Genomic DNA, 23,686 nt, shown 5'->3' with positions numbered 1-23,686 from the left:
AAAAGACAATATAATAGGGGAACCGTCAGGCAAATGCGGATTTACAACGCTAAGCCGATTGTCCTGACGAATGTGAAGAGTTGTAAGGAACTACCCAGTAATGGTATTTCATTTTTAAATCAATGATTAAAGGAAGGGATTAAAGGATGAAAACAAAAGGAAAAATGATTGCTTATTGGACGGTCACATTACTACTCGCAGCAGCTATTATGTTAAGTGGTATCGGGCAACTGATGCAATATGGGGGAAACGTCGAGTTAGTGACGAATCTTGGTTACCCATTATACATCTTGACCATTCTCGGGATTTGGAAAGTGCTTGGAGTCATCGCTCTCGTTGTGCCAGGTTTTCCTCGGCTTAAAGAATGGGCTTACTCTGGTATCTTCTTTTTAATGACTGGTGCGGCTTTATCTCATGCGTTTGCTAACGATTATGGTGATTACGGGTTTCATATTATCCTTCCGCTTTCATATGCTGCACTCAATATCGCTTCATGGGCGTTGAGACCACAAAGCCGCATCTTCTACACCAATAAACGAGGCATTGGGCCAAATTGTTAATCAAATCCCCCAAACAAGAAATTAAAGTTTTATATAAAAGAACTAGGAGGCTTTATTTTCAAAAGAATGCGAAATAATGTATGTGAACTAAGGGCGCAATTGTTGAATAATTAAATCCCAATTTCTCATTTATATCACTGAGAGATTGGGATTTTTAATGTTGGAATATCCTTAATGTTGTAAATCCGCGTTTTGCTGGCGGTACCCCCATTGCCATCAAGTTAAAGTTTTGTAGTACCCCAGAACGAAATTTTTACCACTCTACAGTTATTTATGAGAATTAAATTCATTTTTTTCATTACTGGGGAACAAACATTTTTTTAACGTGATGGAGATAGGGTACAATACCAAATGGAATATCGCGTCCGGTAATCATACCTGCTAACCAGCCGATAATACCTCCAATAATGACCATAAAAAGGACATTTTTCTTCCTCCTTTGAATTTTTAAAAGCATAATCGTTTAAGTCTTCAAGCATTTTTTAATATATTGCTTTTATGAAGCTTATTTATTTTGCCGTTATATTTCCCTCCGTATTAAAAATTATTATCCTACCTAGAAAGACGAATAAAAGATGGAAATAAAAGAATTATTTTTAGAATAACAAGGTACTTTTTTGTTAGTAGCCAACACGAGCTCCCCCCACATATTGATTACAAATAGTTATTATAGTGATTAAAATACAGCGTTTTTTTCGATATTTGCCTAGCTTGATGGGCATGTGGTAGGACACCTGTAAGATCAGAAACAGCAATTATTGAAATAAAATTAATTTCGTTTATTCCCCGTGAAAACTAGGGCAGTATCCATAGCGATGATATAAAGTTCTTTTTTTATGAATATTTCCGGAAATCCAGCAGATAGTACTAGGGTATAAACTTTTAAAGGAGTGACTAACATGAAATACACATTTTTAACAAGCGCCTTGATTGCTCTATTCCTAACGGGCTGCGGGGTAAGTGATAATAATGATAATGGAAAAAATGTAGGAATGAATACACGAAGCGATAAAAATAATGCCATGGACAATACCTTGAATGTAAATGACAGAAACAGGGACAACGATTACAATACCAGGCAATTAAGCAATGATGACAATGATAATAAAATGCGCGTGGCTGATGAAGTAGCAAATCGGTTAGAGGACATGGAGGGTGTAGACGGTGCCTCTGTCATTATTACAGATAATAACGCATATGTCGCCGTGAATCTGACAAATGACAAGAACCTGACAAATGACTTAGAAAAGAGAATTGTTGATCATGTAAAAAAACATGATGAAAGTGTAGACAACGTTTATGTCTCTGCGAATCCTGACTTTGTTAAAAGTATGAATGATTACAGGAACGATATTCAAAATGGAAAGCCGATTGGCGGACTATTTAATGAGTTTGGTGATATGGTACAAAGAATGTTCCCGGATGCCAAATAAAAGAGCTTAAAACCTCTGTTTATAATCGACTTGAGCTCATATTGCTTAGGTTCACTATCGGATCAAGATATTGAAAAAACGAGGAAGCATTTTGGTGTATTTCGTTTAGACCTGCGGTAGGCTTTATGGCCAAAAAGAGGTGCTACCTATTGTTACAGGTAGCACCTTCTCATACTTCTTCAATCCCTAAAAGGGGTACCTTTAGCAAAACGCGGATTTACAACGTTAAGGAATTTCCACTATTAAAAATCCCAATCTTTCAGTGATATAAATGAGAAATTGGGATTTAATTATTCAACAATCGTGCCCTTTAACAGAAGACTCGATTTCAAGATAATCTTAACAGACATTAATATCGATCTTCAGTTACTGCCCTCGTATATGTCCTAGTGACAGGGTTCTTACCATAGACCGCAAAGCACCATGATATCAATGATTTTCCTAATTCGAATGCTCTTCTTTTATGATATAAATGTAATGAATTATAGTATTTCTATATAACCTTCTGTTCCATTTACTCGAATACGTTGCCCATCTTTTATCAGCTTGGTGGCATTTTCAACACCGACAACGGCAGGTAAGCCATATTCACGTGCGATGACTGCTCCATGGGTCATCAGTCCGCCAACTTCGGTGACAAGTCCTTTTATGGATACAAACAATGGTGTCCAGCTAGGATCCGTGAAGGTTGTAACCAGTATATCTCCATCTTCTAGATTTGCATCTTCCATTTTTAAGATGACGCGCGCTCTGCCCTCTATAACTCCGGAAGAAACCGGTAGACCTACAATAGCTTCGGCTGTGAGATTTTCTCGTTTGTACTCCCCTACAATGATTTCACCATCAGACGTGATAACACGTGGTGGAGTTAGTTTTTCATATAATTTGTACTCGTCTTTTCGTTTGCTGATGATCTGGTAATCTAGTTTATTTGTGCGTACGACTTCGTGAAGTTCTTCAAAAGTGAGATAGTATATATCTTCTTTTTCATGAATTACGCCCGCTTGTACGAGTTGTTCGGCTTCTTTCAGTAAAGCCTGCTTATAAACGAAGTAGCGATTAACCATGCCGTATTTTGGATATTCCCGATAACCGATGAAATTCCGGATTAGGTCGATCATTCGTTTTGCTTCTTTGGCTTTTTGCTCACCATCCGGTAATTGCTTCAATCGATCTAATAACTCTTGTTCTTTTTTCAAAGCTTCCTGTCGCCCTTGCTCAAATTTCCGATTGCTAGCATTAGGCTCAAAGTTTTTGATATTACTAAGAATCACGGGGACAAGTGTAGTTGGTTTTTCGCTCCAACGAGTTTTAGTAATATCGATTTCTCCGGTACATCGCATTCCGTATTTGCTGAGATAATCATAGATAGCGTCTTGGGTTTCCTGTCCACCATCAAACTTAACCAGTTCATCCAAAAAGTTATCATCTTTTACATCTTGTAAATAATCAATTACTTCTGGATAAGGACGAATCACATCTGCGACATCCAATAGCGCCAGACCCATTTCCGAAGTAATATTGTTTGGTACAGATTGAGAAAGGGTGTCGGCTGCGTTTTTTTCACCTAACCACTCGTTCATATTTTCATTGATCCATGATGAAGCATCTATAGCAGCCATAAACACAGCTGAACTTTGTGGGTCAAATAAAATCTTCTTTAATATCTGGATATCCTCCAGAATAAAATCAAATAAATCCGATCCTAATTTCGTTTGGATGTTTTGTTTTAACTCTTCTATCGATGTTTGACTACTCTTAATCAAATCAGAAACGATTGTCGGGTCGTTTTCGATTTGTGCCTTAGAATCCGCAGACGACACACTTTTATTGCTTTTACCGGAACTCTGTTCTTGCTTATCATTTGGTAAAGATTTTATGAGATCTCCTCGCTCTATTATGGTCATAAGTGCGTCTTTCATGAGCGGATCGTGTTGTCCCATGGCATCTAATAACATTTTTCTGCTGTCAGGTGAAGCCAGCATATGTGTGACATCAACAAACAACCTTCCACCAGCTTTACACATGGGTGCATTAGTCGTTAACAGGAAAAAAGACAATCCCAGTGGTTTCATGGGATCGGTCATCATTTGTTGATGACCGACAGATACATAAACATGATTTTCTTGATCATTCGCTTCAGGGATCGGGTATAAAGTAGTGATTGGCCGACTCTGGACAATATAAAATGTATCATCAACCAAACACCATTCGATATCTTGTGGGTAACCAAAATAAGCTTCGATCTGTCTTCCTGTGCGTGCTAGTTGTAAAATTTGTTGTTCAGTAAGTGTTTGAGTCTTTTGCTGATCAGGATCAATCTGTTGTGTCTCTGTTCCGCCTTCTTTAAGTCCATAGATAGCCAATTTTTTGGTTGCTATCATCTTATCGACGATTTCCTCTTCCTGTACTTTATAACAATCGGCAGATACCAAGCCGGAGACAAGGGCCTCTCCTAGTCCAAAGCTAGCATCGATCGATAGTAGATTTCGATTGGAAGTAATTGGATCATCAGTAAATAAAATCCCTGAAGCCTGTGGGAAAATCATCCGTTGAATGATAACTGATAGGTAAACTTGGCTGTGATCAAATCCGTTTTGGATTCGGTAAATTACTGCGCGATCAGTAAATAGGGAAGCCCAACATTTACTGATATGCTGTAAGATTGCTTCTTTTCCGATGATATTTAAATAGGTATCTTGTTGACCGGCAAAAGAGGCGTGTGGTAAATCTTCAGCAGTTGCACTGGAACGCACTGCATAAGCATGTTCATCGCCAAACTGGGAGAGATAGTGAGCAACAGCCTTCACTACATCGGAAGGAATATCTACTTCCATAATGATTTTCCGAATCTTCCTGCTGATTTCACCAATTTGATCTCGATCCTCTACTTTTAGCAGTGTTAGTTGATCCAACAATGCGTAGAATGCTTCATTTTGTTCGAGGGCTTTTTGATAAGCTTCTGTCGTAACACAAAATCCTTCTGGCACTTGTATTCCATGAATCTTCGATAGTTCCCCTAAATTAGACCCTTTTCCTCCGGCGAGCAAAAGTTGCGTTTTATCGATCTCCCGAAACTCTAGTACATATGGTTTCATTTCTTTCCCTCCCATTTATCTCTCAATACCAAGACGAATCATATTACAAAAATTGTTCATCTGATCAACCAATTACGCTGTCCACTCGTTCCTACTCCTGGCGAAGTTCCATGTTCCCTTAAAAAAATAAAAATAGTGGTTGACTGAAAAGGATTTTATGATGTATAATTAAAATAGGGATACTTTATACAAAAATATACAATTGATGTATCTACATAAATTTACCACAGTTCCTCATTTTTATCAATGTATTTACACGACATAATTGTTGCAAATTCAAAGGAAGAAAAACCCCATTTTACAAGACAAATGACTCACAAATAATTTTGAATTTTAGGTCGTGATTTTCATTTGATAACTACGACTTTTTTTTGTTTTCCTGTGTTGCAAATATACAATACACGCAAACCTCCAAGAAATTCACCAATTACTTTTATGACTGTAGCTTTGAAACAAAGTTGATCAAATTAATAGAAGAAACCTAAATGAATAAATAGAAAGGGCATGTTTTGAAAAAAGATTAATCAAAACATGCCCTTATACTATTTAATTGGATCAATCTTTTATAAAAAAGATTGATCATTTTTGAGATCCTTAATGAACTAACGCACCTGTTAGTTCATTAAGAAAAGTGATTCTTATTAAAGAATCGCGCCCTTTAATTGAATAACTAAAATCTGACTTCACTTATAAAATCACTTAATTCTTACTACAGATTCGTACCTGCTAATAATACGATATTAAACTGTAAGGCTCTAAAAACAAAAGCACTGACTACACACTGCTTTTGTTTACGTATGATATATCTTGTTCTTATGAGTATTTCTTGAAAGATTCTATTATTAGTAATTCGCATAAATCTTCATAACTTATTTGATTAGCATGGGCTTCTTTAGGTAATAAACTAGTTTGCGTCATACCAGGTAGAGAATTTGCTTCAATACAATAAATTACATTATCCTGATCAACAATAAAGTCAATTCTAGAATAGACTTTTAATCCTAATAAATTATGTACTTTTAACGCCGTGTTTTGTAATTCTTCAGCTAGACTATTTGGAATATTTGCAGGAGATATTTCTTCACTTGCACCTTCTTGATACTTACTTTGGTAATCGAAGAAACCTTTCTTAGGAATAATTTCTATAACAGGTATAGCATCATTTCCAATTATGCCCACAGAAAACTCTCTACCATCTATTTTTTCTTCAATTAGAATAGTATTTGAAATATCCTTTATTTCTTCTAATGCTTTATGAAGTTCATCAGAATTATTAAGAATTATCACTCCAATACTAGAACCGTTGTCATTTGGCTTGAAAACTACTGGATAATTAATTTCTGGTAATTCTTTATCGAAATCATAAATATCCCATTTTGGCGTTTTTATCCCATTAAAAGCCATTAATTCTTTTGAAATTATTTTATTCATCGCTAATAGACTGCCCTCATAGGGACTACCAGTATATTGAATACCGTATATATCGAATAAGGCCTGTAATTGTCCATTTTCACCAATTCCACCATGAAGAGCAAGGAAGCAAATATCGGCATCTTGACAAATTTCTAACACATTAGGACCAATTAAAGACTTTTGATTATTTTGCTGTTTTCGTAATACTTCCAAATTAGGTTTTTCTTTAGGCACATTATAAGTATATGTTTCTTTTCTATATTTTTTATAAGCTGATTCAAAATCAGAAACATCTTGTAAACCTTTATAAATATCTAGTAATAATACATCATGATTTTTTGAAACTAAAGCATTAGAAATTTGAGCACCAGAAGCAAGAGAAACATCCCTTTCATCACTTAATCCGCCAGCTAATACAACTATTCTCATTTTTTACCTCCTATGACGATTATTTACTATTAATTAAATAGTTTCACCTCATTCATTATATATTAAGAATGGAAATGGAAAAAGTTTCATAAACACTTATGTCTTATTTCGGATAAACTTTGCACCAGTCCTTCACTAAACTGCTAGTTACTTTAAGTACAATTCTTCACAACCCCTTTATACTTTAACATAATTATCCATTTATTTTAAAAGTGAGTTACTCAACTAAATGGCCCTTTAATGGAATAACATGAATGACGTTTTTAAACAACTTTATTGTAAATTAAACAACTTTAATGTCACTTAACAGTATTCCTTATGGAATTATCCTGCCCCGTTAGTTGCATAAAAAAAGAGCTGTATAAACAAACAGCTCAAAGATTTTCTACTAAAGCACCCGGTAGTTGAAGAACGATTTTTTAGAAATCAATAGAATTAGCTATTTGAACTAGTATTTCGGGTGTTACCTTATCAGAAACTTCTTTATCAATACCGAACATATATACCCAATCATCTCTTTCAAACACTAACAGATTAAAACCCTTAAATGGTTTTTCCATATACTTTGCAACACTTCCGTTATCTAGCTTGAAGGTTTTTGAAACATACTTGTCACTAAATCTTATTTGATGCATAATTGGTCGAACATCAATTTTAAAATGATTTTCAGGTATTTGGTCACTTATAAATTTATCTTCAAAAGCATCATTTATCTGGCTAATTCCTCAAAAGATTGAGGAGTATCGTTTGTATTACCATAAACTTGTCCATCATTTGTTCCAAAAAATAAAATACCTATATAGTTCCTTATGTTGCCGAATTTGTTTGAGATAACATGATTGTTTAGGTGACTGTCATCCTTTTTACTCTTCTTCCACCTTAAATTTAAAATCCTGGTCTACTAGCTGATCGAGAAGAGCTTGGAAAATACAGCGCCTATCTCCGTCTTGAAAACGTTCTTTTCGTTTGACTTGGTAGCCGCGCTATTGACAAGACCATCAAAGTGGAAGTCATTTGAGTTTTATTATGAAAAAATGATGGAGTAAATGAAAAAACTAATCCCGGATTTCAGGACTAGTCTTTGGAGTAATTTATTTATTCTTCATTTGTTGCGATTACACGTGGTTCCGTCGTACTATTTGATGCATCAGTATCAATAACTGCATTTCGTTCTTTGCCTTTATTTGTTGTGATTACATGTGGTTCCGTCGTACTATTTGATGCATCAGTATCAATAACTGGATTTCGCTCTTTGCCTTTATTTGTTGTGATTACATGTGGTTCTGTCATACTATTTGATGCATCAGTATCAATAACTGGATTTCGCTCTTTGCCTTTATTTGTTGCGATTACATGTGGTTCTGTCGTACTATTTGATGCATCAGTAACAATCACTGCATTTCGTTCTTTTCCTTCTTTCAGCGTTGGTGGCTCTTGGCCAGTTGCCGCAAAGACGGTCATCCCTCCAATGACTAATGTACATGCAAATACTGTTCCTAAAACCGACTTTTTCTTTAAGGTCATAATGGACACTATCCTTTCTTCAATCCCGTTTTTACTAAAATGGTTACAAAGCGGCGTAACCGTATAGGTTTCATCTGCCATATTGATGAGAGATAGTGCATATGCTGACTTTGCCTTATCTCCAAACTGTCTAATAACCCTTTCGTCGCAAGACAATTCAATGTCTCTGTTTACTAAAAAATACATAAGCCAAACTAATGGATTAAACCAATGCAAAGCTACCATAATCGTTAAAATTACTTTCCACAAAACGTCAAAGCGTTTAATATGAATTAATTCATGCGTGAGAATAAACTGAATATTTGCAGCGTCTTCCCAATTTGTTGATTTCGGCAATAAGATGACTGGTTTAAAGATTCCATATGTTAACGGGGTTGTAATTCTATCTGATACTGCAATTTGAATCGTTCTTTTTAACTTATGATCGTTTAGCCATTGATCGAGATACTCATTATTCTTCACTGGAATGGCTGTTTGAAATTCTTTATATAATCTAACATAGGCCACTATAAAGAATAGCAAAACCCCGATACCCCCACATGCCCAAAGGTACTGAACGAAATCGCTTGTCATCACAAGCAAAAGCTGATCATAGAACGTGCTTGATGTTTGTGCAATTTCGATTGTATTGTGCATACTTTCCGAATCATTTGAGTGAGTGAGCGTAACAAATAAGTTTTTCAGCATAGGCTGTATGCTCAACTTTGAATAAAAAGAGTAGGGGATGAGTAGTTTAAATGCAACGATTCCCCAAAGAATTAAAAATGTTTGCTTTGGCACTTTATTTCTTACTAACATCCTCATCAATAGCACAATGATGAGGAGGAGAGATGCGTCTACACCCATGTTGAGAATACTCATATCATAATTCCTCACTCAAAATCTTTAACAATTTGCTTTAATTTATCGATCTCACTCGCGGACATTTTTTTCTTGTCTAGTAAGGATGCGAATAGTAAAGATTTAGAACCATTAAATATTTTATCAATCAATTCCGTCGTTTCTTGTTCTTGTATCTGTTCTTTTCTGATGATTGGATGACAGATAAAGTTAGGTTCAATTCTTTCAATGGCCTCTTTTTTTATACATTTTTTTATGACTGTATAGGTGGTATTTTTATTCCAACCTATTCGTTCGTTTAACATTTGTGTGAGCTGTTTAGCTGTCAAATCGCCTTCTTCCCATAAAATATTCATGACTTGTAATTCCGAATCAAACAATTTAACTTGCATACGCGCATGCTCCTTTTCTTAAGTGGACTATTGCAATAGTTTGCCACATACCAATACTACCGCGATAGTCTGTAGTTGTCAAGACTATTGAGATAGTCCGTTGGAGAGAATCCATTTTAAGGGCATAATTATACGGATAAATTAACCTTTGGATACTGTGTCTAAATCCATTTAAAATTCAATAAAAGCTTAGTAAAGTCTTCTTCGATGATGACTCTTTTAATTTGCCTCGGCTTCACTTCACAGGTGACATCAATCTGAATTTTAAGTGCAGGTTCTAAAGCAAATCTGAATTCAATGAGAACCTAACACTCCATGATTCTACACCTTGCTGACCACTAATAATAACCCATTCTAACCCTTCATCAATAAGTGTACGTAGACGGTCTTCAAGCGCTTTTTTCACGATAACGCCAGGATGCTTGTCATTGATAATCCCTAGTTCGTGTGGTTTATAGCCAGTGATAATAATTCGCTGTAGCAACAAAACGCCCCATAAGCTGTATATTATGTAGTACTAATATACAGTTAGGGGCAGGTGAAAACGAATTCCAATAGGTTGTATAGTTGTACCCAAGTAAGGTTAAATGTTAATTAAAATGCAAATAGTGTTAAGACTACAGCTACAGCAGCACATAGGCCTAAAAACCACCATGTATCTGTAAAGTCCTCTTTGGAGTCACTATTCATGTAAAGTACTTCCGTTCTGTTTTATCTTAATCTGTCCGTTCCAAGACCAATTTGTCCAAATTCGAAGTATCGTTTCAAATGGTCCTCGATTCTTTAAATAAGCAAGGCTGAAAATACATTGCAAACTGTAAAGAATTATTAGATAAATCTCATAAACAAGTTGCTTTTAAATTCCAGTCAAGCGACACTACCTCAACATCTTTAAGTGAGCCGATTATAGATAAATCTTCTACTCTCATTTCATATATATACAGCATTTTCGGATTGACTAGTCTCAATATAGTATTGATTTCATTTTGGTTTACTGTGTAAATCCACAGTTTTATCAATTTCGAAAAAGATTTTAGCTTTTCAATATTCTTTGTTTTCCCTTGGATTAACAATTCAGTAGAAGAGTCATCTACGTCGGATAAATCATCTACAAACTGAGGTTGTTCTCCCATACGAAAAATAAAATGGGGGTGTTCTTTTAAAAATAACATTTTATACCTCAGCATAATCGTTTAAAAATATTCTACCATTTCGAATACTATTGAACTAAACTGCCCCGTTAGTTGCATAAAGAAAAAGCTGTTTTAAGACAGCTCCGATCTTCAGCTAACGCACCCGTTACTTTAAGTATATTTCTTCACAAACTTAATATGGTGCGATTGCTCTTATTAAACAATCGCAACCGGTAGTTAAGTAACTTTATTTGACTTTCTGTTTAAACACTCGTCCCGAAATGGCGAATCGGGTTTTCAGCCTTGCGGCATTTTGCTCATATCCATATACAACGCGTTCCACCGATGACCGTCCGGATCGGCAAAACCGCAGCCGTACATCCAGCCACCCTTTTCGCCCGGCTTGCTGAATACAGTGCCGCCGGCACGTTCGGCTTTCAAGGCGAACTCATCAACTTCATCCCTGGAGTTCGCCCCCAGAGAAAATAACACTTCAGTGCCCTGCCACGAATCCGCAACCGCATTACCAGCAAAACCGCGGAACGCGGATTCCGGGAAGAGCATCAAAACAACCTGATTGTCGCCGACGATCAAGCTAAATGAGCCGTCTTGACTCGCATACTGCTCATTCAACCGAAAACCGAGCTGGGTATAAAACGCCTTTGCCCGTTCTGGTTCTCGCACTGGCAGGTTCAACCATAATTCTCTCGACATACCTAACAACCTCCTGATATAGAGATGCAGTAATCACTCACCCCGATATAATTTCAATGCTTATTATAATCTTTCCTTCTTGTTTGGAAAAAATCCTTATGCAACTATCCTGCCCCGATAGTTGCATAAGAAAAAACTGCCTTAAAGACAGCTCTGATCTTCAGCTAACGCCAAAAAAGCGATTCTCAAGAAGAACGTCAACCAAAAGTTCATTTTCAATAGATGGCTTTTCTGTTCCGATATATGGTGTAGTGATAATAAGATAAGAATTGTCTATCTGGTCAGCAATTCTTATTGCTCCATATTTACCATTTGGTAAATTCACAGCAAAAACATCTCCATTTGTTACTATGTTTTTAGCCTTTTCTTTAGCCATTTTGAATCCTCCTATGGAATAGATACAACCTTAATATTTAATTATAATAGACGATTTTCATCTTCAACTAAACTTCCCCTTTAGTGCCATAAGAAAAGGAGCTGCTGATCAGCTCCTGGTAATGAAGTAAAGTACCTGTTAGTTCTATAAAAAAAGCGATTCTTATTAAAGAATCGCACCCTTTTCTTGAATAAATAATTTAGTTTTTTTGTAGATTCATAAGGGTGACTTGAAAATTTAATAAATTTCAAGTAAACCATCCTTATGACGACAAAAGAAAGAACCCCTTTTAGTATTGAATAGATTCATAAATTAATCGAAAATTGGAGAACAATCTAACATAATAAAGGGAGACCTTTTCAAGACTCAATACCCATAACTTCTCATGTTCTACATTTTTACCGTCACCTTAAATAGTGAATTTCACGTTTATTAAAGGATAATTATATGTTCCTGTTGCATCCTCCATTTCATCTGTGTTGATCAACAAGAATGGGATTACCATCAGGATCTTCAATTGTAAAGCTTGCAGGCCCTTCGGTTGTTTCATCTGCTTCAGACAGTATTTTAATTCCATTTTCTTTAAGCTGATTTTGAATGTCTCGAATGTCCGTAAACGAATTGAGATTTTCGGCATTTTCATTCCATCCTGGATTAAAAGTTAGAATGTTCTTTTCAAACATTCCTTGGAATAGTCCAATTATGCAACTTTCTTTTTTCATAATGAGCCAATTTTGGGTAATATCCCCTCCGAAGACTTGAAATCCTAAATTTTCGTAAAATGATTTTGATTTGTTAATGTCTTTTACACTTAAACTTACAGAGAATGCGCCTAGTTTCATAATTCCTCCATTTAAAAAATTAATAATTCAGAAAGTTCGCTGCGTAAATTAAGTATACATCATTACTTTGAAGAACACATTTCAGTTTGTCCAATTTTTATAAAGTAAAACCAAAGCACAGTTAATATTCCATTAAATGGCCCAATTGTTGAACAAAGGTCAAACAGCACTCTTCAACTAATCTGCCACTTTAGTGAAATCCACTTTTATTCCCCCTAAAATAAAAATAGTGCCAACTTCTCATTAATAGAAATCGGCACTTCGTTTATTCGCTATACATTATCGTGTCGCTTTAGGCGGTTGGCACACGTCACATTTACGTTGGTTATTATTTTTAAATTTCGTAAATGTTTTTTCAAAGTTGCTACCACATGTACATTTAAATAGTAACTTTTGAGAAAAACCGTGATATTCAGTCGTTAGCAACTTACTTTCCGAATTGTTCTCAACAAAATCTTTAATTTTACCAATCGTCCATTGTTTATTCATTCTCTTACACCTCCATATTTTATCGCTATGCGGAGGCTTTTCTTGGCATCCGTTCAATTATAGGTAAAAATAGTAATTATCTTAAGTTATCCATTATAACATGAGCTGGCACTCAATTAAACAGATGGAAGATATCTTATTAAACTCCCTCCTAATAAGTCCAAGTAGATTTATAATTTTTTCTTTATGTTTATTACATATAAAAAAACAGATCATCTACTTAGAATTGATCTGTTGGACAAGTTAAGGAGTATCCGAATGAAAATTCATATCGAGGTTCAATTATTTGCAAATTAGGGAAAATAATTATTTAAATAATAAAATACTGCGATAAAAAATGTTACAATCTATTTGTTAATAATAGGAAAAACACATTAGACTGCTCAGGAGGTTTTTTTTGAAATTTTCATTAGGAAAGAATAAGGTTCTAGCCATGCTTCTAGCTTTATCTGTAGTTATTATTGGATGTTCTAATAGTGAGGTTACAGTGACAGAAGATATGGATCAATTCATTACAGATACAATAATAGAAGAAGGTAAAGCTTCTGTCAGTTCGACTGATAAACAATTCGAAGCTCACAATATTTTTGGGACCGAGGAAAAAGATGGTTTAACCAACATTTATCTTCACACTGTTTATGAGGGATATGATAAAGTAACTGGAGGCGAAATTAAAGCAGGGTTTTCTTATCCTGTACTGATTAAATTAGCAAAAGAGAAAAATGTATACGTAGTAAAAGAGTACAGGGTTCCAGAAGATGGAGCAGAATATACAAAATCAATTGAAGAGATGTTTCCTAAAAAATATGCCAAAAAAGCAATCAACAACAAACAAGGTACTGTTCATAAATTGGAAAAAGAGATCCAAAAAGAGGTTGATAATTGGCTAAATAGTACAAAGTGACGAAATTAATATTTTTCTCATATAACTCCTCCTAATTTTTAATACAAAGTTAATTATACATACATTAATTTCAAAAAATATATAAAAAAGCTAAATATTGATTAAATGTACAATACTTTGTAAAGCTTTGTTGTAACACAATAGTTTTTGGGCTTTTTCTGATTTCGAATCAAGGTTCGGCAGACTGAAAAACAAAGGGATGATTATACCTTTGGAGAAGTAGAAAATATTATAGTTGAGCATTTGAAAGCAAACGGGTGCTCATTTCCCTCGTTGGAGATAAGGATTATCACCCGCTAAATCTTGCATGCTAGTAAGCCGTAGCCCACCGCTATGGCTTTTTTTTGGTCGTACTTTCTGACTTTCTCATCACCCATTACAAACAAAGTACATGCATAATAAATTCCCGTTTGGTATGCCCGTACTGCCACTCAAACGTAGTCTCCTCTATCCTCGTCGTAGTATCTTTTTATATACTCGATGAAGTCTTTCCTTGGATGTTTAGCTACATAATCCGGCTCCTGAAGGATTTCAGGTCAAAGAGGTATTCATTAGACACGAAATACAACATATACTGAATGATACTTATGATCAGATTAGAAAGGAGAAATCAGCTTTGACAAAATATCGGATCATGACCTTTGATGGAGGCGGCACCTTAGGGGCTTTAAGTTTACAACTTTTGAACAGACTGGCTCAGCAAAACCCAAAATTAATTAGTCGAACCAATGTTTTTTCGGGAAATTCAATCGGTTCATTCACTGCCCTTGCGTTAGCAAGTGGAAGATCGCCGAAGGAGACACTCCAGTTTTTTAAGGATAAAATCCTGCCGGCATTCAGCGTTTCCCGACCAGGTGGACCTGTTTACAACCAACAATTACCATATTCTGGTTTCATTAAAGCGGTACAAACATTTTTCCCACCAGATCTTCTCCTCAAAGACTTAAAAAGACGAATTGTTGTCCCTGCATTTCATTTATTCTCACCGGAGCTGAATCGTTGGACTCCTGTGTTATTCCACAACTTTCCTGGCTCTCCCTATTTACATGAGAAAGCGAGTGATGTAATACTACGGAGCAGTGGTGCTCCCGCGACGCAACGAGCCTATCAAAACTACGTGGATGGGTATACAGTAGCAACTAACCCCAGTACAGCCAGTATCGCGTTTGCAGTGGGGAAAGCCAAACAGCCGTTGGATCAAATTGCGGTATTATCCATTGGAACAGGTGAAGAGCCGACTCAATTAAGAAGAGATACAAAGGGGTGGGGGATGGTGAGTGCAGATAACATACGCCCCGAAAATATGAAGAACCTTCCCCCAAATTGGGGAGTTCTTTTGGACCGATCGCCCAATGAACCCTTACTGCCATTTCTTCAAATAATCGCTAGTGGATCCGGTTACTATGAATCCATGGTCAGTTCTCAGCTTCTAGGAAATCGTTTTTTTCGGTTAAATCCACGGATCCCTAATTTATCCAAAACGGACCCTTCTGTGGTTCCCACTGTCATTTCAATTGCTAACAAAACAAATTTACAACCTGCAATTCAATTTATAGAGAAAAACTGGAATTAATAAAATTATCCCATAAATTTGATTGAATTTTTTTCATTTTAAGAATTTGGATTTTTTATAAAAAACAGCCAGAACCTGGCTGTTTTTATTTATTTATTTATTTATTTATTTATTTATTTATTTATTTAGTACTTCTTCAACTAATCTGCCCTGTTAGTGCCATAAGAAAAAGGCTGCCTCAGCAACCTTCCTTAGGTGCCCCCTGTATATCTGATCATTACATTAAAATATATATTTTTCCTTAATATTCTGCATTGAGTTATGAAGTCCTTCTTGAATAAACCTGCCCTTTAGCTCCATAAGAAAAGAGCTGATCGTCACAGCTCTTTAAAGAACAAACGCACCAGTTAGTTTAACAAGAAAAAGTTAGGCACTTCTATTTCACGTAATGTTTTTTGAAATCTAGTTTAAGTATAAACCCTCACAATCTAATAGAGTAATGTAGGACCCCTAGTGTACGAATAACAATGACATCCTTTTAAGGTAGATTACTTTAAATAGGGTGATTTTTTATGCAAATATGAATAAGGTATGCAATTTTACATGTTTTTGGAACTTAATTGTGGTCTCAAGTACAAATTTCTTCTCATTTGATAAAGGATTTCTTAAGGCTTGTGTCACCACAAAAGAAGGTCGTTTACTAATTATGAGAAAATGGCATATTTTTTGCTTTGTTTTATGTGTAGAAACTAAAACAGAAATAAAGGGGGTTGTTATATGTCAGATTCAAAAGGGATGAAGAGGTCGTTAACGCTTATTCCTGTCGTTCTATTTGGTTTTTCATTTATGGCGTTGGCCACTGTGTTTAGTACATATGGAATCGCGGCTCAATTATCTCATGGTATGGTTCCAGGATCCTACTTACTCGCTTTAGGTGTGATGTTCTTTACGGCATACAGTTATGGACAGATGGCAAAGGTTATACCTTCAGCAGGTTCTGCTTATGCGTACACACAAAAATCAATCAATTCTTATGCTGGTTTTCTCGTAGGTTGGTCGATTTTAATGGATTATTTATTCATTCCAATGGTCAACTACTTATTATTTAGCATTTTCTTCTCGGCAGCTTTTCCATCTATACCGGCATATGTTTGGGTATTAAGTTTACTGTTGATTGTGACAGTGATTAATGTGATAGGTGTAAAAATAGCGACAAAAGCAAATGCTCTCCTTACAATTTTAGCCATTCTTTTCATCGCTATATTTATCGGATTATCCATCCGTGAAATTACCGGTGGCACAGGAACGGGTACACTTTGGAGTTTTGATTCTTTTTATAATACGAATGAGCACTTTTCTTTCATAGTCGCAGGAGCAGCACTTCTTTGTTTCTCATTTCTTGGGTTTGATTCTGCTACAGCATTTGCTGAAGAGACGATTCAACCTGAAAAAACCATTCCCCGCGCAATCTATATCATCATGTTTACAGGAGGAATTCTATTTATAGCCGTTTCATATTTTGCACATAACGTATGGCCTTTATATGATACGTTCAGTAATGCGGATGCAGCAGCTAATGAAATTATTACATTAGTTGGCGGAAAAACATTTGCTACTCTCTTCTTAGCTGTCTATGGGTTCACCGCCTTTGGATCTGCAATGTCTTCTCAAGCAAGTGCATCACGTGTCCTCTATGCAATGGGGCGTGATGGACAATTACCGAAGCGATTCTTCGGAACTCTTCATAAAAAATATAACACTCCTGTTAATAACATTCTTGTAATTAGTGGGTTTTCACTACTTGCATTAGTTTTAAGTTTGACATTAGTTGCTTCATTTATAAATTTCGGAGCCTTCCTTGCCTTCACTTGTGTTAATCTCTCTGTAATTTTTTATTACTTTATCAAGAACAAACAGCGATCTTTCAAAGGAACCATTCTATATTTAATCATCCCACTTATTGGAGCCGTTCTTGATTTATGGTTACTTGTGAACTTAGATATTCACTCAAAAGTACTTGGAGGGATTTGGTTTGTGCTTGGGTTTGTGTACATGCTGGTATTAACAAAAGGATTTAAAGAGTCACCACCAGAAATAAACTTATCAGGTGAACATACTTAAAAATAAAGGGGAAATTATCATGATAAAAGAAGATACAATAATCAAAAGTAATAGCATTTTTATAGGATTAGGTGAACAGCCAGAGTTAATTTGGCATAGAACTTGCACTTTTTAAATAAAACAAGTGGCATGCGAAAATAAGATTTTACTCTATAAGGAGAGGTTACAATGCCGATCATAGCAGATATTGTTATTAGTGGGAATGCAGTTTTAACTGGGTCAACAGACTCTCCCGTTCCAGCGTCTATATTAATCAAGGAAAATAAAATTATAGAAGTTTTAGAATTAGGTTGTTTTGCTGAATATGTAGATAGTCAGACGAAGATTTACCATTTTGGTGATCAACTGATTATGCCGGGTTTCCATGACTTCCATATCCATTTGTTGTTAGGAGGTTTATTGAATGATAGCGTTCGGCTCAATTCAGCGAAATCGGCAAAAGATGCCGCTGAGATGGTTAAAGCATACGCAGACACCAAAATAGATGACCCCTTTGTCATAGGGTGTAGCTGGGAACAAAGCCTTTGGGAGGATGGGCAGCCGCATCGATCCTTCTTGGACGAAGTAATTTCGGACAGACCTGTACTGTTATATCAGGCTGAATTTCATAGTGCATGGGTGAATTCCAAAGCGTTGGAATTGGCAGGGATCGATAAAAATACGAAAAATCCTCCATACGGCGAGATTGTTAGGGATGAAAATGGGGAGCCTACAGGATTATTACTTGAGCACGCTGTAGGTTTTGTCACGAAAGCATTACCTATTAATCTTGAAATGCAAGAGAAGTTACTCAATAATTTTTTACGTGAAGCAGCTAAATACGGAGTTACTTCTGTTCATGATTTATTAAGGATCCCAGAAATGGGTGTGGAAGAAGCTGAATTGTATGGTGAATATGAAAAACAAGGTAAGTTAACTGCAAGAATTCATTTTGTTGCTCCCTTAAACGGAGATTTGGGACTGGCAAAAAGTTTACGTGAGAAATATACATCCAATTTGGTTCAATTCTGTGGCTTCAAGCAGTTTGTCGATGGAGTCACCACCAGTCATACTGCCTATTTGCTAGATGAATATGCAAACAATCCAACGACAAAGGGGAATACAGTTTTTCCTGAGGAGACGATTAAAAATTGGACAGTAGAAGCTGATGAAGAAGGATTTCGGGTTCGCTTCCATTGTATTGGGGATGGAGCGGTTAAATTAGCTTTGGATTCTTTTGAAGCAGCACAGCGGAAAAATGGGGTGAGAGATTCCCGTCATGTAATAGAGCATGTAGAAATGATTCATCCTGATGACATTGAAAGGTTTAACAAACTAGGAGTACTTGCCTCTGTTCAGCCAGAACATATCAACGTTTCACAAAGGGAGGTGTACGAGGACTTAATCGGGCAAGAGCGAATGAAATATACCTTTTTACTAAAAACGATGATAGATAATGGCACAAATGTTGTATTTGGCACCGACTATCCAGTTGTAAAGTTGGAACCGTTGTCAGGGATTTATCGTGCTGTTACAAGGCTAGATGATGAAGGTGTAACATGGGATGAAAAGGAACGAATTTCATTAAAGGATGCGCTACTTGCTTATACTGCGGCTCCGGCATATGGGTCTTTCCGTGAAAAAGAACTAGGAACAATTGAGGCTGGAAAACTTGCAGATATTATTGTCCTTGACCGTAACTTATTTGATGTCCCATATGAGGAAATCAAAGATGCAAATGTTGTTTTTACCATGGTAGACGGTAGGGTTGTCCATGAAATTGTTGGGGAGGTATCCATATGAGCAAAGTGAAGATAGGATTAATTCAATTGACTTGTGATGAACGAATTGAAGTGAATGTAGAAAAAACAAAAGTGAAGGTCAGAGAAGCTGCAGCTCAAGGAGCAAAGGTTATTTGTTTACAGGAACTCTATCATTCTGAATACTTTGCTCAAACAGTTTCTGTAGAGAATTATCAATTAGCAATCCCTTTAGACCACGTAGCTATAAAGGAGATGCAGGAACTTTCCAAAGAGCTAGGAATCGTGTTAATCGTTCCTTTCTATGAATGGGTAGCAAAAGGGATTTATTTTAATAGTGCGGCAGTTTTTGATGAAAATGGACAACATTTAGGCACAACACGGAAAAACCATATCCCAGACGGGCCTCAATACCATGAAAAATATTACTTTACGCAAGGAAATACAGGGTATCCAGTGTACGATACGAAATTTGGGAAGATTGGAATCGGCATCTGCTGGGACGAGTGGTTTCCGGAGGTAGCCCGTATTTTGACATTGAAGGGAGCAGATATACTATTCTATCCCTCCGCAATTGGTTCGGAGCCGGATCATCCAGAGCTATCCACTAGAAGAACCTGGACCAAAGCCATCTCTTCACACGGCATTCACAATGGAGTATTTGTAGCTGCGGTTAACCGAGTCGGCCAAGAAAAAGATATGAGATTCTATGGTGGAAGTTTCATAAGCAATCCAATGGGGGATATTGTCCAATCATTAGATGAAGAGGAAGGAATCCTGGTCCAGGAAATTAATATAAAAGAAATCGAGTTTGCAAGAAATCTCCTACAATTTTTAAGGGATCGACGAACGGATACATACGGGCCGATTTTGGAACAATGTTAGGGGTACCTGTCCTATGTATAAGTACGTACTAATCATTTATAATTTTCTATTAGAAAATGTTGAATCCAATAAAACACTAATTGGTAACTCTTTTGAAGTTAGCTCAAATAAACCGAATAAACGTTATGTAGATACAAGAGCATAATGCAACTCTTGCTATATTTCGTTCGGATTATGTATATGAGGAAACAAATAATAATCACGGATTGGGGTCCTACCAATTTATTGAATTAAAAAAATAACATAATAAACTGAAGGGACTGCCTTATTTTATATAAGACAGTCCCTCTTCCTTTAAGTCAATCTTTCGTCATCCTTGCTTTTGATAATGACTTCATATAGATCGTCCTTCACCTTTTCTCAAATTTCATCTGTCATGATAAACTCTTCAATCATCGTGTTTAGTTTGCCTGCCAATTCAGTGGCTTTTGGTATGGCGCTAGGAAGTTTTATTCACGCCTTCCCAATTAGCTGTATAAGAAAATTACTCTGCATTTCACTTTTTTGTACAATAGACGCACTTTTTCGAAGTAAAGTCCGGACTCACTATTTAGGTTATAATTGCGGGACGATACCTAGCAATTTTTTAGCCTTTAGCCATATCGTCAATGCAGTTGTCCAAAGGATTAGTGCGGAGCCGAAGCCGATTATCGATAACGGTGCAATGATTTGATGCTCAAACAGCGTGACACTCTCAGGCACAACCAGTAATGTAATAATCGCAAGTAAACAGAGGAGTAATCCGGTAACATAGTAGATTCTTAATTGAAAAAGATGCGCCAAAGGTAAAAAATGAATACCCACAATTAAGGCGATAATTGCCGGTATTAGATCAGTAAAATTAGTTGCGTTACAGATGGCAATTGCAATCCCGATTGCCAAACCTTCCGCAATGAAGGTTATGTTAAACCAAAACCTTATACGCTTCCAGCGCCTGGCCTCTTCTTGTGAGACCTGATTAGATAATCGTTTTGATGCTCGTATTAATGAAATCCCACCAATAATCAACGTAATACCTACGAAAACAGCAACTAACTCCACGTAAGGAAATCCCCAACCTTGCAATCCCATTACACCTGTGCCTGCCCAAAGCGTACCGAAAAACGCCATGAATAGTAAACCACTTGCAGATCCGCGAACAGCAGCTCTAGAAATGATTCTTGAAGTTTGTACCATGAATAAAGGTTTCCTTTCATCTTAAGTATTTGATCATTACACCTTTCATTGGCGAAAAAAAACTATATCCCTTTTTCATTATATTCGGGCGTGTAAATTACTGAACTATTCACCCACATTTGCTCTTCAAGAAAAAAGCGACACTTCGTAATTGAAGTATCGCAACAGTTCGTTTAAGAAGAATTAGTTTAGAATAAATTCAGTAATCTTTTCCTGCGAAGCACCTTTATTATAAGTCCAAATAAAACTATACCAGTTAAAGAACCCACAGTGTATGACCAAGAGGAGTAATCAAAGATAAAATAAACTATCAACATACAAGCAATATATCCTGCTGAAAAACCTATTATATTATCAATTTCCCTTCCTTCACCTCTCAAAATATTACATATTATAAAACATGTGTTTCTTGTTTATCAATCCTGCCTCGTTAGTTGCATACAAAAAAAGTTGCCTTAGCAACCTCCCTTATTTAGTAAAGCACCCGTTAGTGAAACAAGAAAAAGGCGAAGTAATTTACTCTTCTGATTTTATTTTTACAAAAAAAAGCTTCCCTAGAAACTGACACGGCAGTATTAAGGGTAGCTTTTTAAGGAGCATATCTATATTCTATTCCATCCACTTTTTGTAGAGGTCGTCAAATTTTCCCTGGAGCTTCATTTCATCCATCCACATTTCCAAGTAGCTTGCATAAATGAAATCACCTCGTGGGATCATATAACCTTTTTCACTGTTTGTGAAAGGCTTGTCAGTTAGAGCCGCATACAGTCTGGGATCAGCTTTAGCATACAGCATTGCTTCTACTGTGTCTGTGATCATAACATCATACGTACCTTCTGCAACAAGATGAGGGATATCAAGATTGTTTTCTACAACAGTTACGTTAGCATTGCTTAGATACTGACGAACAAATGCTTCGTTTGTTCCGCCTGGATTTACGCCAATGCGTACAGAAGGCTTGTTGATATCTTCAATGGTAAGATAATTGTCTTTATCTTTCTTGCGAATCAAAGGCACCTTACCGAATGAAAGGTAACCTTGGGATACATAAGCGCTTTTTTGTCTGGCTGTGTTGCGAGTCACACCGCCCAAAGCGATATCAAATTTGTCCGCTTGTAGGTCTTTCATCATCGTTGGCCATGTGGTAGCGACAAATTCTACCTCCACACCGAGGTCTTTGCCAAGCTCTTTGGCAGCGTCCACGTCAAAGCCTTCATACTCATTTGTTTCTGGGTTCAAATAGGTAAAAGGTTTGTAGTCCCCGGTCATTCCTACCCGAATGTATCCTCGTTCGATTATTTCATCAAGCCGGGAAGTCTCAACATTTTTCAAATGCCCTGGTGCATTTTCTGATGCGGGTTTAGCCGATACGATTTGCGAGGAGATCAGGTCGTGACCGACGTACCCTGTACCTAGCAAGGATAAGCTGATCACTCCAGCCATTAGTGTTTTTTTCCAATTTTTAAACATGTGATTCCCCCTCCATTTTTTGCTATATTTTCAGAAATAATCTACCAATTATTAAAATACGACAACATCAATGAATCACCTTCAAAACAAATAAAAATGCCACTTTTTTATATTTAGGTTAGATTAGCGTAACAGTTGATATTAAAAGGACTACACATATTAGACATATCTAAAATGTGTAGTCCTAATTTAATTTCTTGTTGAACTAACGCACCCGTTAGTTTAAGTTCAAAGTTTCACAAAAACTTGATAAAGAAAGGTCCTTCAAGATAATTCTCATAGGACTCCTTAAGAACAAACTTTTTAAAAGAATTTTTTCATACTTTCCAACTAATTTTAAAAAGCATCCATGGAATTTCGATAAACCACCCCTGGTTGACAATAGTTCGATGGTTGGAGGAAATAATTCTTCCCCACTGCAACCTCATAGAAAATTAATTGGTCAGATAGAACTCTAAATGTTTTTTTATATAAGTTGGTAACAGCTTCATCACTTAGGTAAGTTTCTATCAATTCTTTTTCGCCATTAATCGCTTCCCCTCTTGCTTTTATAACAGCTTGTGTAATCTCAGTTGCGTGGTCGTAAATTGTCTTGTACATAGTAATCACCTCCACAACTATATGGATAAACAAAT

At 36.3% G+C, this 23,686-nt stretch carries 22 protein-coding genes and 1 pseudogene; 8 read left to right on the top strand and 15 right to left on the bottom strand.

Annotated features, from left to right (window positions below):
- The first annotated feature begins 146 nt into the window (after positions 1 to 146).
- Complete coding sequence (locus JFU50_RS14735) at positions 147 to 560, top strand: DoxX family protein (RefSeq protein ID WP_201223083.1); 414 nt, start codon at positions 147 to 149, stop codon at positions 558 to 560.
- 298 nt (positions 561 to 858) lie between these two features.
- On the opposite strand, the gene JFU50_RS14730 is transcribed toward JFU50_RS14735, so the two are convergent.
- Entirely contained in the window at positions 859 to 1,017 is a 159-nt protein-coding gene (locus JFU50_RS14730) for a GlsB/YeaQ/YmgE family stress response membrane protein (RefSeq protein ID WP_201225218.1), read from the bottom strand.
- Positions 1,018 to 1,459: 442 nt separating this feature from the next.
- On the opposite strand from JFU50_RS14730, the gene JFU50_RS14725 reads away from it, so the two are divergent.
- Positions 1,460 to 1,993 carry a YhcN/YlaJ family sporulation lipoprotein gene (locus JFU50_RS14725; protein ID WP_201223081.1) on the top strand — a complete coding sequence of 178 codons (534 nt, stop codon included), beginning with the start codon at positions 1,460 to 1,462 and terminating at the stop codon, positions 1,991 to 1,993.
- Between the two features lie 482 nt (positions 1,994 to 2,475).
- Here JFU50_RS14725 and ppsA read toward each other — a convergent pair whose 3' ends face one another.
- From ppsA to JFU50_RS14670, 11 genes and pseudogenes are all read right to left on the bottom strand, one after another.
- The gene (ppsA, locus tag JFU50_RS14720) at positions 2,476 to 5,091 is read right to left on the bottom strand and encodes a phosphoenolpyruvate synthase (protein WP_201223079.1); all 2,616 of its coding nucleotides are present in this window, start codon (positions 5,089 to 5,091) and stop codon (positions 2,476 to 2,478) included.
- Between the two features lie 813 nt (positions 5,092 to 5,904).
- On the bottom strand, positions 5,905 to 6,933 hold the full coding sequence (locus JFU50_RS14715) for a D-alanine--D-alanine ligase family protein (protein WP_201223077.1): 1,029 nt from the start codon (positions 6,931 to 6,933) through the stop codon (positions 5,905 to 5,907).
- A 419-nt stretch (positions 6,934 to 7,352) separates the two neighbouring features.
- Positions 7,353 to 7,568: a hypothetical protein gene (locus JFU50_RS14710; RefSeq protein ID WP_201223075.1), complete on the bottom strand. Its 216-nt coding sequence runs from the start codon at positions 7,566 to 7,568 to the stop codon at positions 7,353 to 7,355.
- Positions 7,569 to 8,028: 460 nt separating this feature from the next.
- On the bottom strand, positions 8,029 to 9,318 hold the full coding sequence (locus tag JFU50_RS14705) for a M56 family metallopeptidase (protein ID WP_201223073.1): 1,290 nt from the start codon (positions 9,316 to 9,318) through the stop codon (positions 8,029 to 8,031).
- An 11-nt stretch (positions 9,319 to 9,329) separates the two neighbouring features.
- Positions 9,330 to 9,689: a BlaI/MecI/CopY family transcriptional regulator gene (locus JFU50_RS14700; protein WP_201186646.1), complete on the bottom strand. Its 360-nt coding sequence runs from the start codon at positions 9,687 to 9,689 to the stop codon at positions 9,330 to 9,332.
- Positions 9,690 to 9,984: 295 nt separating this feature from the next.
- Positions 9,985 to 10,173 (bottom strand): annotated as a pseudogene (locus JFU50_RS14695) (SLOG family protein); the annotation flags it as partial.
- Between the two features lie 355 nt (positions 10,174 to 10,528).
- The gene (locus tag JFU50_RS14690; protein WP_201223072.1) at positions 10,529 to 10,822 is read right to left on the bottom strand and encodes a hypothetical protein; all 294 of its coding nucleotides are present in this window, start codon (positions 10,820 to 10,822) and stop codon (positions 10,529 to 10,531) included.
- Between the two features lie 297 nt (positions 10,823 to 11,119).
- Positions 11,120 to 11,536, bottom strand: a complete 417-nt coding sequence (locus JFU50_RS14685) for a VOC family protein (RefSeq protein ID WP_201223071.1) — start codon at positions 11,534 to 11,536, stop codon at positions 11,120 to 11,122.
- Between the two features lie 160 nt (positions 11,537 to 11,696).
- Positions 11,697 to 11,912 carry a hypothetical protein gene (locus JFU50_RS14680; protein ID WP_201223070.1) on the bottom strand — a complete coding sequence of 72 codons (216 nt, stop codon included), beginning with the start codon at positions 11,910 to 11,912 and terminating at the stop codon, positions 11,697 to 11,699.
- A 470-nt stretch (positions 11,913 to 12,382) separates the two neighbouring features.
- Positions 12,383 to 12,754: a VOC family protein gene (locus JFU50_RS14675; RefSeq protein ID WP_201223069.1), complete on the bottom strand. Its 372-nt coding sequence runs from the start codon at positions 12,752 to 12,754 to the stop codon at positions 12,383 to 12,385.
- Positions 12,755 to 13,033: 279 nt separating this feature from the next.
- A complete protein-coding gene (locus tag JFU50_RS14670; protein ID WP_201186653.1) occupies positions 13,034 to 13,243 on the bottom strand; it encodes a hypothetical protein in 210 nt (69 codons plus the stop codon).
- Positions 13,244 to 13,640: 397 nt separating this feature from the next.
- Here JFU50_RS14670 and JFU50_RS14665 point away from each other — a divergent pair, with 397 nt between their 5' ends.
- From JFU50_RS14665 to JFU50_RS31440, 6 genes are all read left to right on the top strand, one after another.
- Positions 13,641 to 14,147 (top strand): hypothetical protein, encoded by a 507-nt coding sequence (locus JFU50_RS14665; protein ID WP_201186654.1) that lies wholly within the window; start codon positions 13,641 to 13,643, stop codon positions 14,145 to 14,147.
- A 616-nt stretch (positions 14,148 to 14,763) separates the two neighbouring features.
- A complete protein-coding gene (locus JFU50_RS14660) occupies positions 14,764 to 15,720 on the top strand; it encodes a patatin-like phospholipase family protein (protein WP_201223068.1) in 957 nt (318 codons plus the stop codon).
- 717 nt (positions 15,721 to 16,437) lie between these two features.
- A complete protein-coding gene (locus JFU50_RS14655) occupies positions 16,438 to 17,781 on the top strand; it encodes an APC family permease (RefSeq protein ID WP_201186663.1) in 1,344 nt (447 codons plus the stop codon).
- 168 nt (positions 17,782 to 17,949) lie between these two features.
- On the top strand, positions 17,950 to 19,563 hold the full coding sequence (locus JFU50_RS14650) for an amidohydrolase (protein ID WP_201186664.1): 1,614 nt from the start codon (positions 17,950 to 17,952) through the stop codon (positions 19,561 to 19,563).
- Positions 19,560 to 20,405 carry a carbon-nitrogen hydrolase gene (locus JFU50_RS14645; RefSeq protein ID WP_056529917.1) on the top strand — a complete coding sequence of 282 codons (846 nt, stop codon included), beginning with the start codon at positions 19,560 to 19,562 and terminating at the stop codon, positions 20,403 to 20,405. Before JFU50_RS14650 ends, JFU50_RS14645 begins: the two co-directional genes overlap by 4 nt.
- A gap of 13 nt (positions 20,406 to 20,418) precedes the next feature.
- Positions 20,419 to 20,550, top strand: a complete 132-nt coding sequence (locus JFU50_RS31440; protein WP_274608143.1) for a hypothetical protein — start codon at positions 20,419 to 20,421, stop codon at positions 20,548 to 20,550.
- 410 nt (positions 20,551 to 20,960) lie between these two features.
- Here the strand turns inward: JFU50_RS31440 and JFU50_RS14640 are convergent, their stop codons facing one another.
- The 3 genes from JFU50_RS14640 to JFU50_RS14630 all read right to left on the bottom strand — a co-directional run bounded on the left by JFU50_RS14640 (position 20,961) and on the right by JFU50_RS14630 (position 23,651).
- Entirely contained in the window at positions 20,961 to 21,581 is a 621-nt protein-coding gene (locus JFU50_RS14640) for a hypothetical protein (protein WP_201186666.1), read from the bottom strand.
- A gap of 609 nt (positions 21,582 to 22,190) precedes the next feature.
- A complete protein-coding gene (locus JFU50_RS14635; protein WP_201223066.1) occupies positions 22,191 to 23,051 on the bottom strand; it encodes a transporter substrate-binding domain-containing protein in 861 nt (286 codons plus the stop codon).
- A 336-nt stretch (positions 23,052 to 23,387) separates the two neighbouring features.
- A complete protein-coding gene (locus JFU50_RS14630) occupies positions 23,388 to 23,651 on the bottom strand; it encodes a hypothetical protein (RefSeq protein ID WP_201186668.1) in 264 nt (87 codons plus the stop codon).
- Positions 23,652 to 23,686: the final 35 nt, after the last annotated feature.

Origin of the sequence: Peribacillus sp. TH14, assembly GCF_016651145.1 — a bacterium.
GTDB lineage: Bacteria > Bacillota > Bacilli > Bacillales > DSM-1321 > Peribacillus > Peribacillus butanolivorans.
Note: the sequence above shows the minus strand (reverse complement) of the source record. Positions and strands in the feature narration are given on the sequence as shown.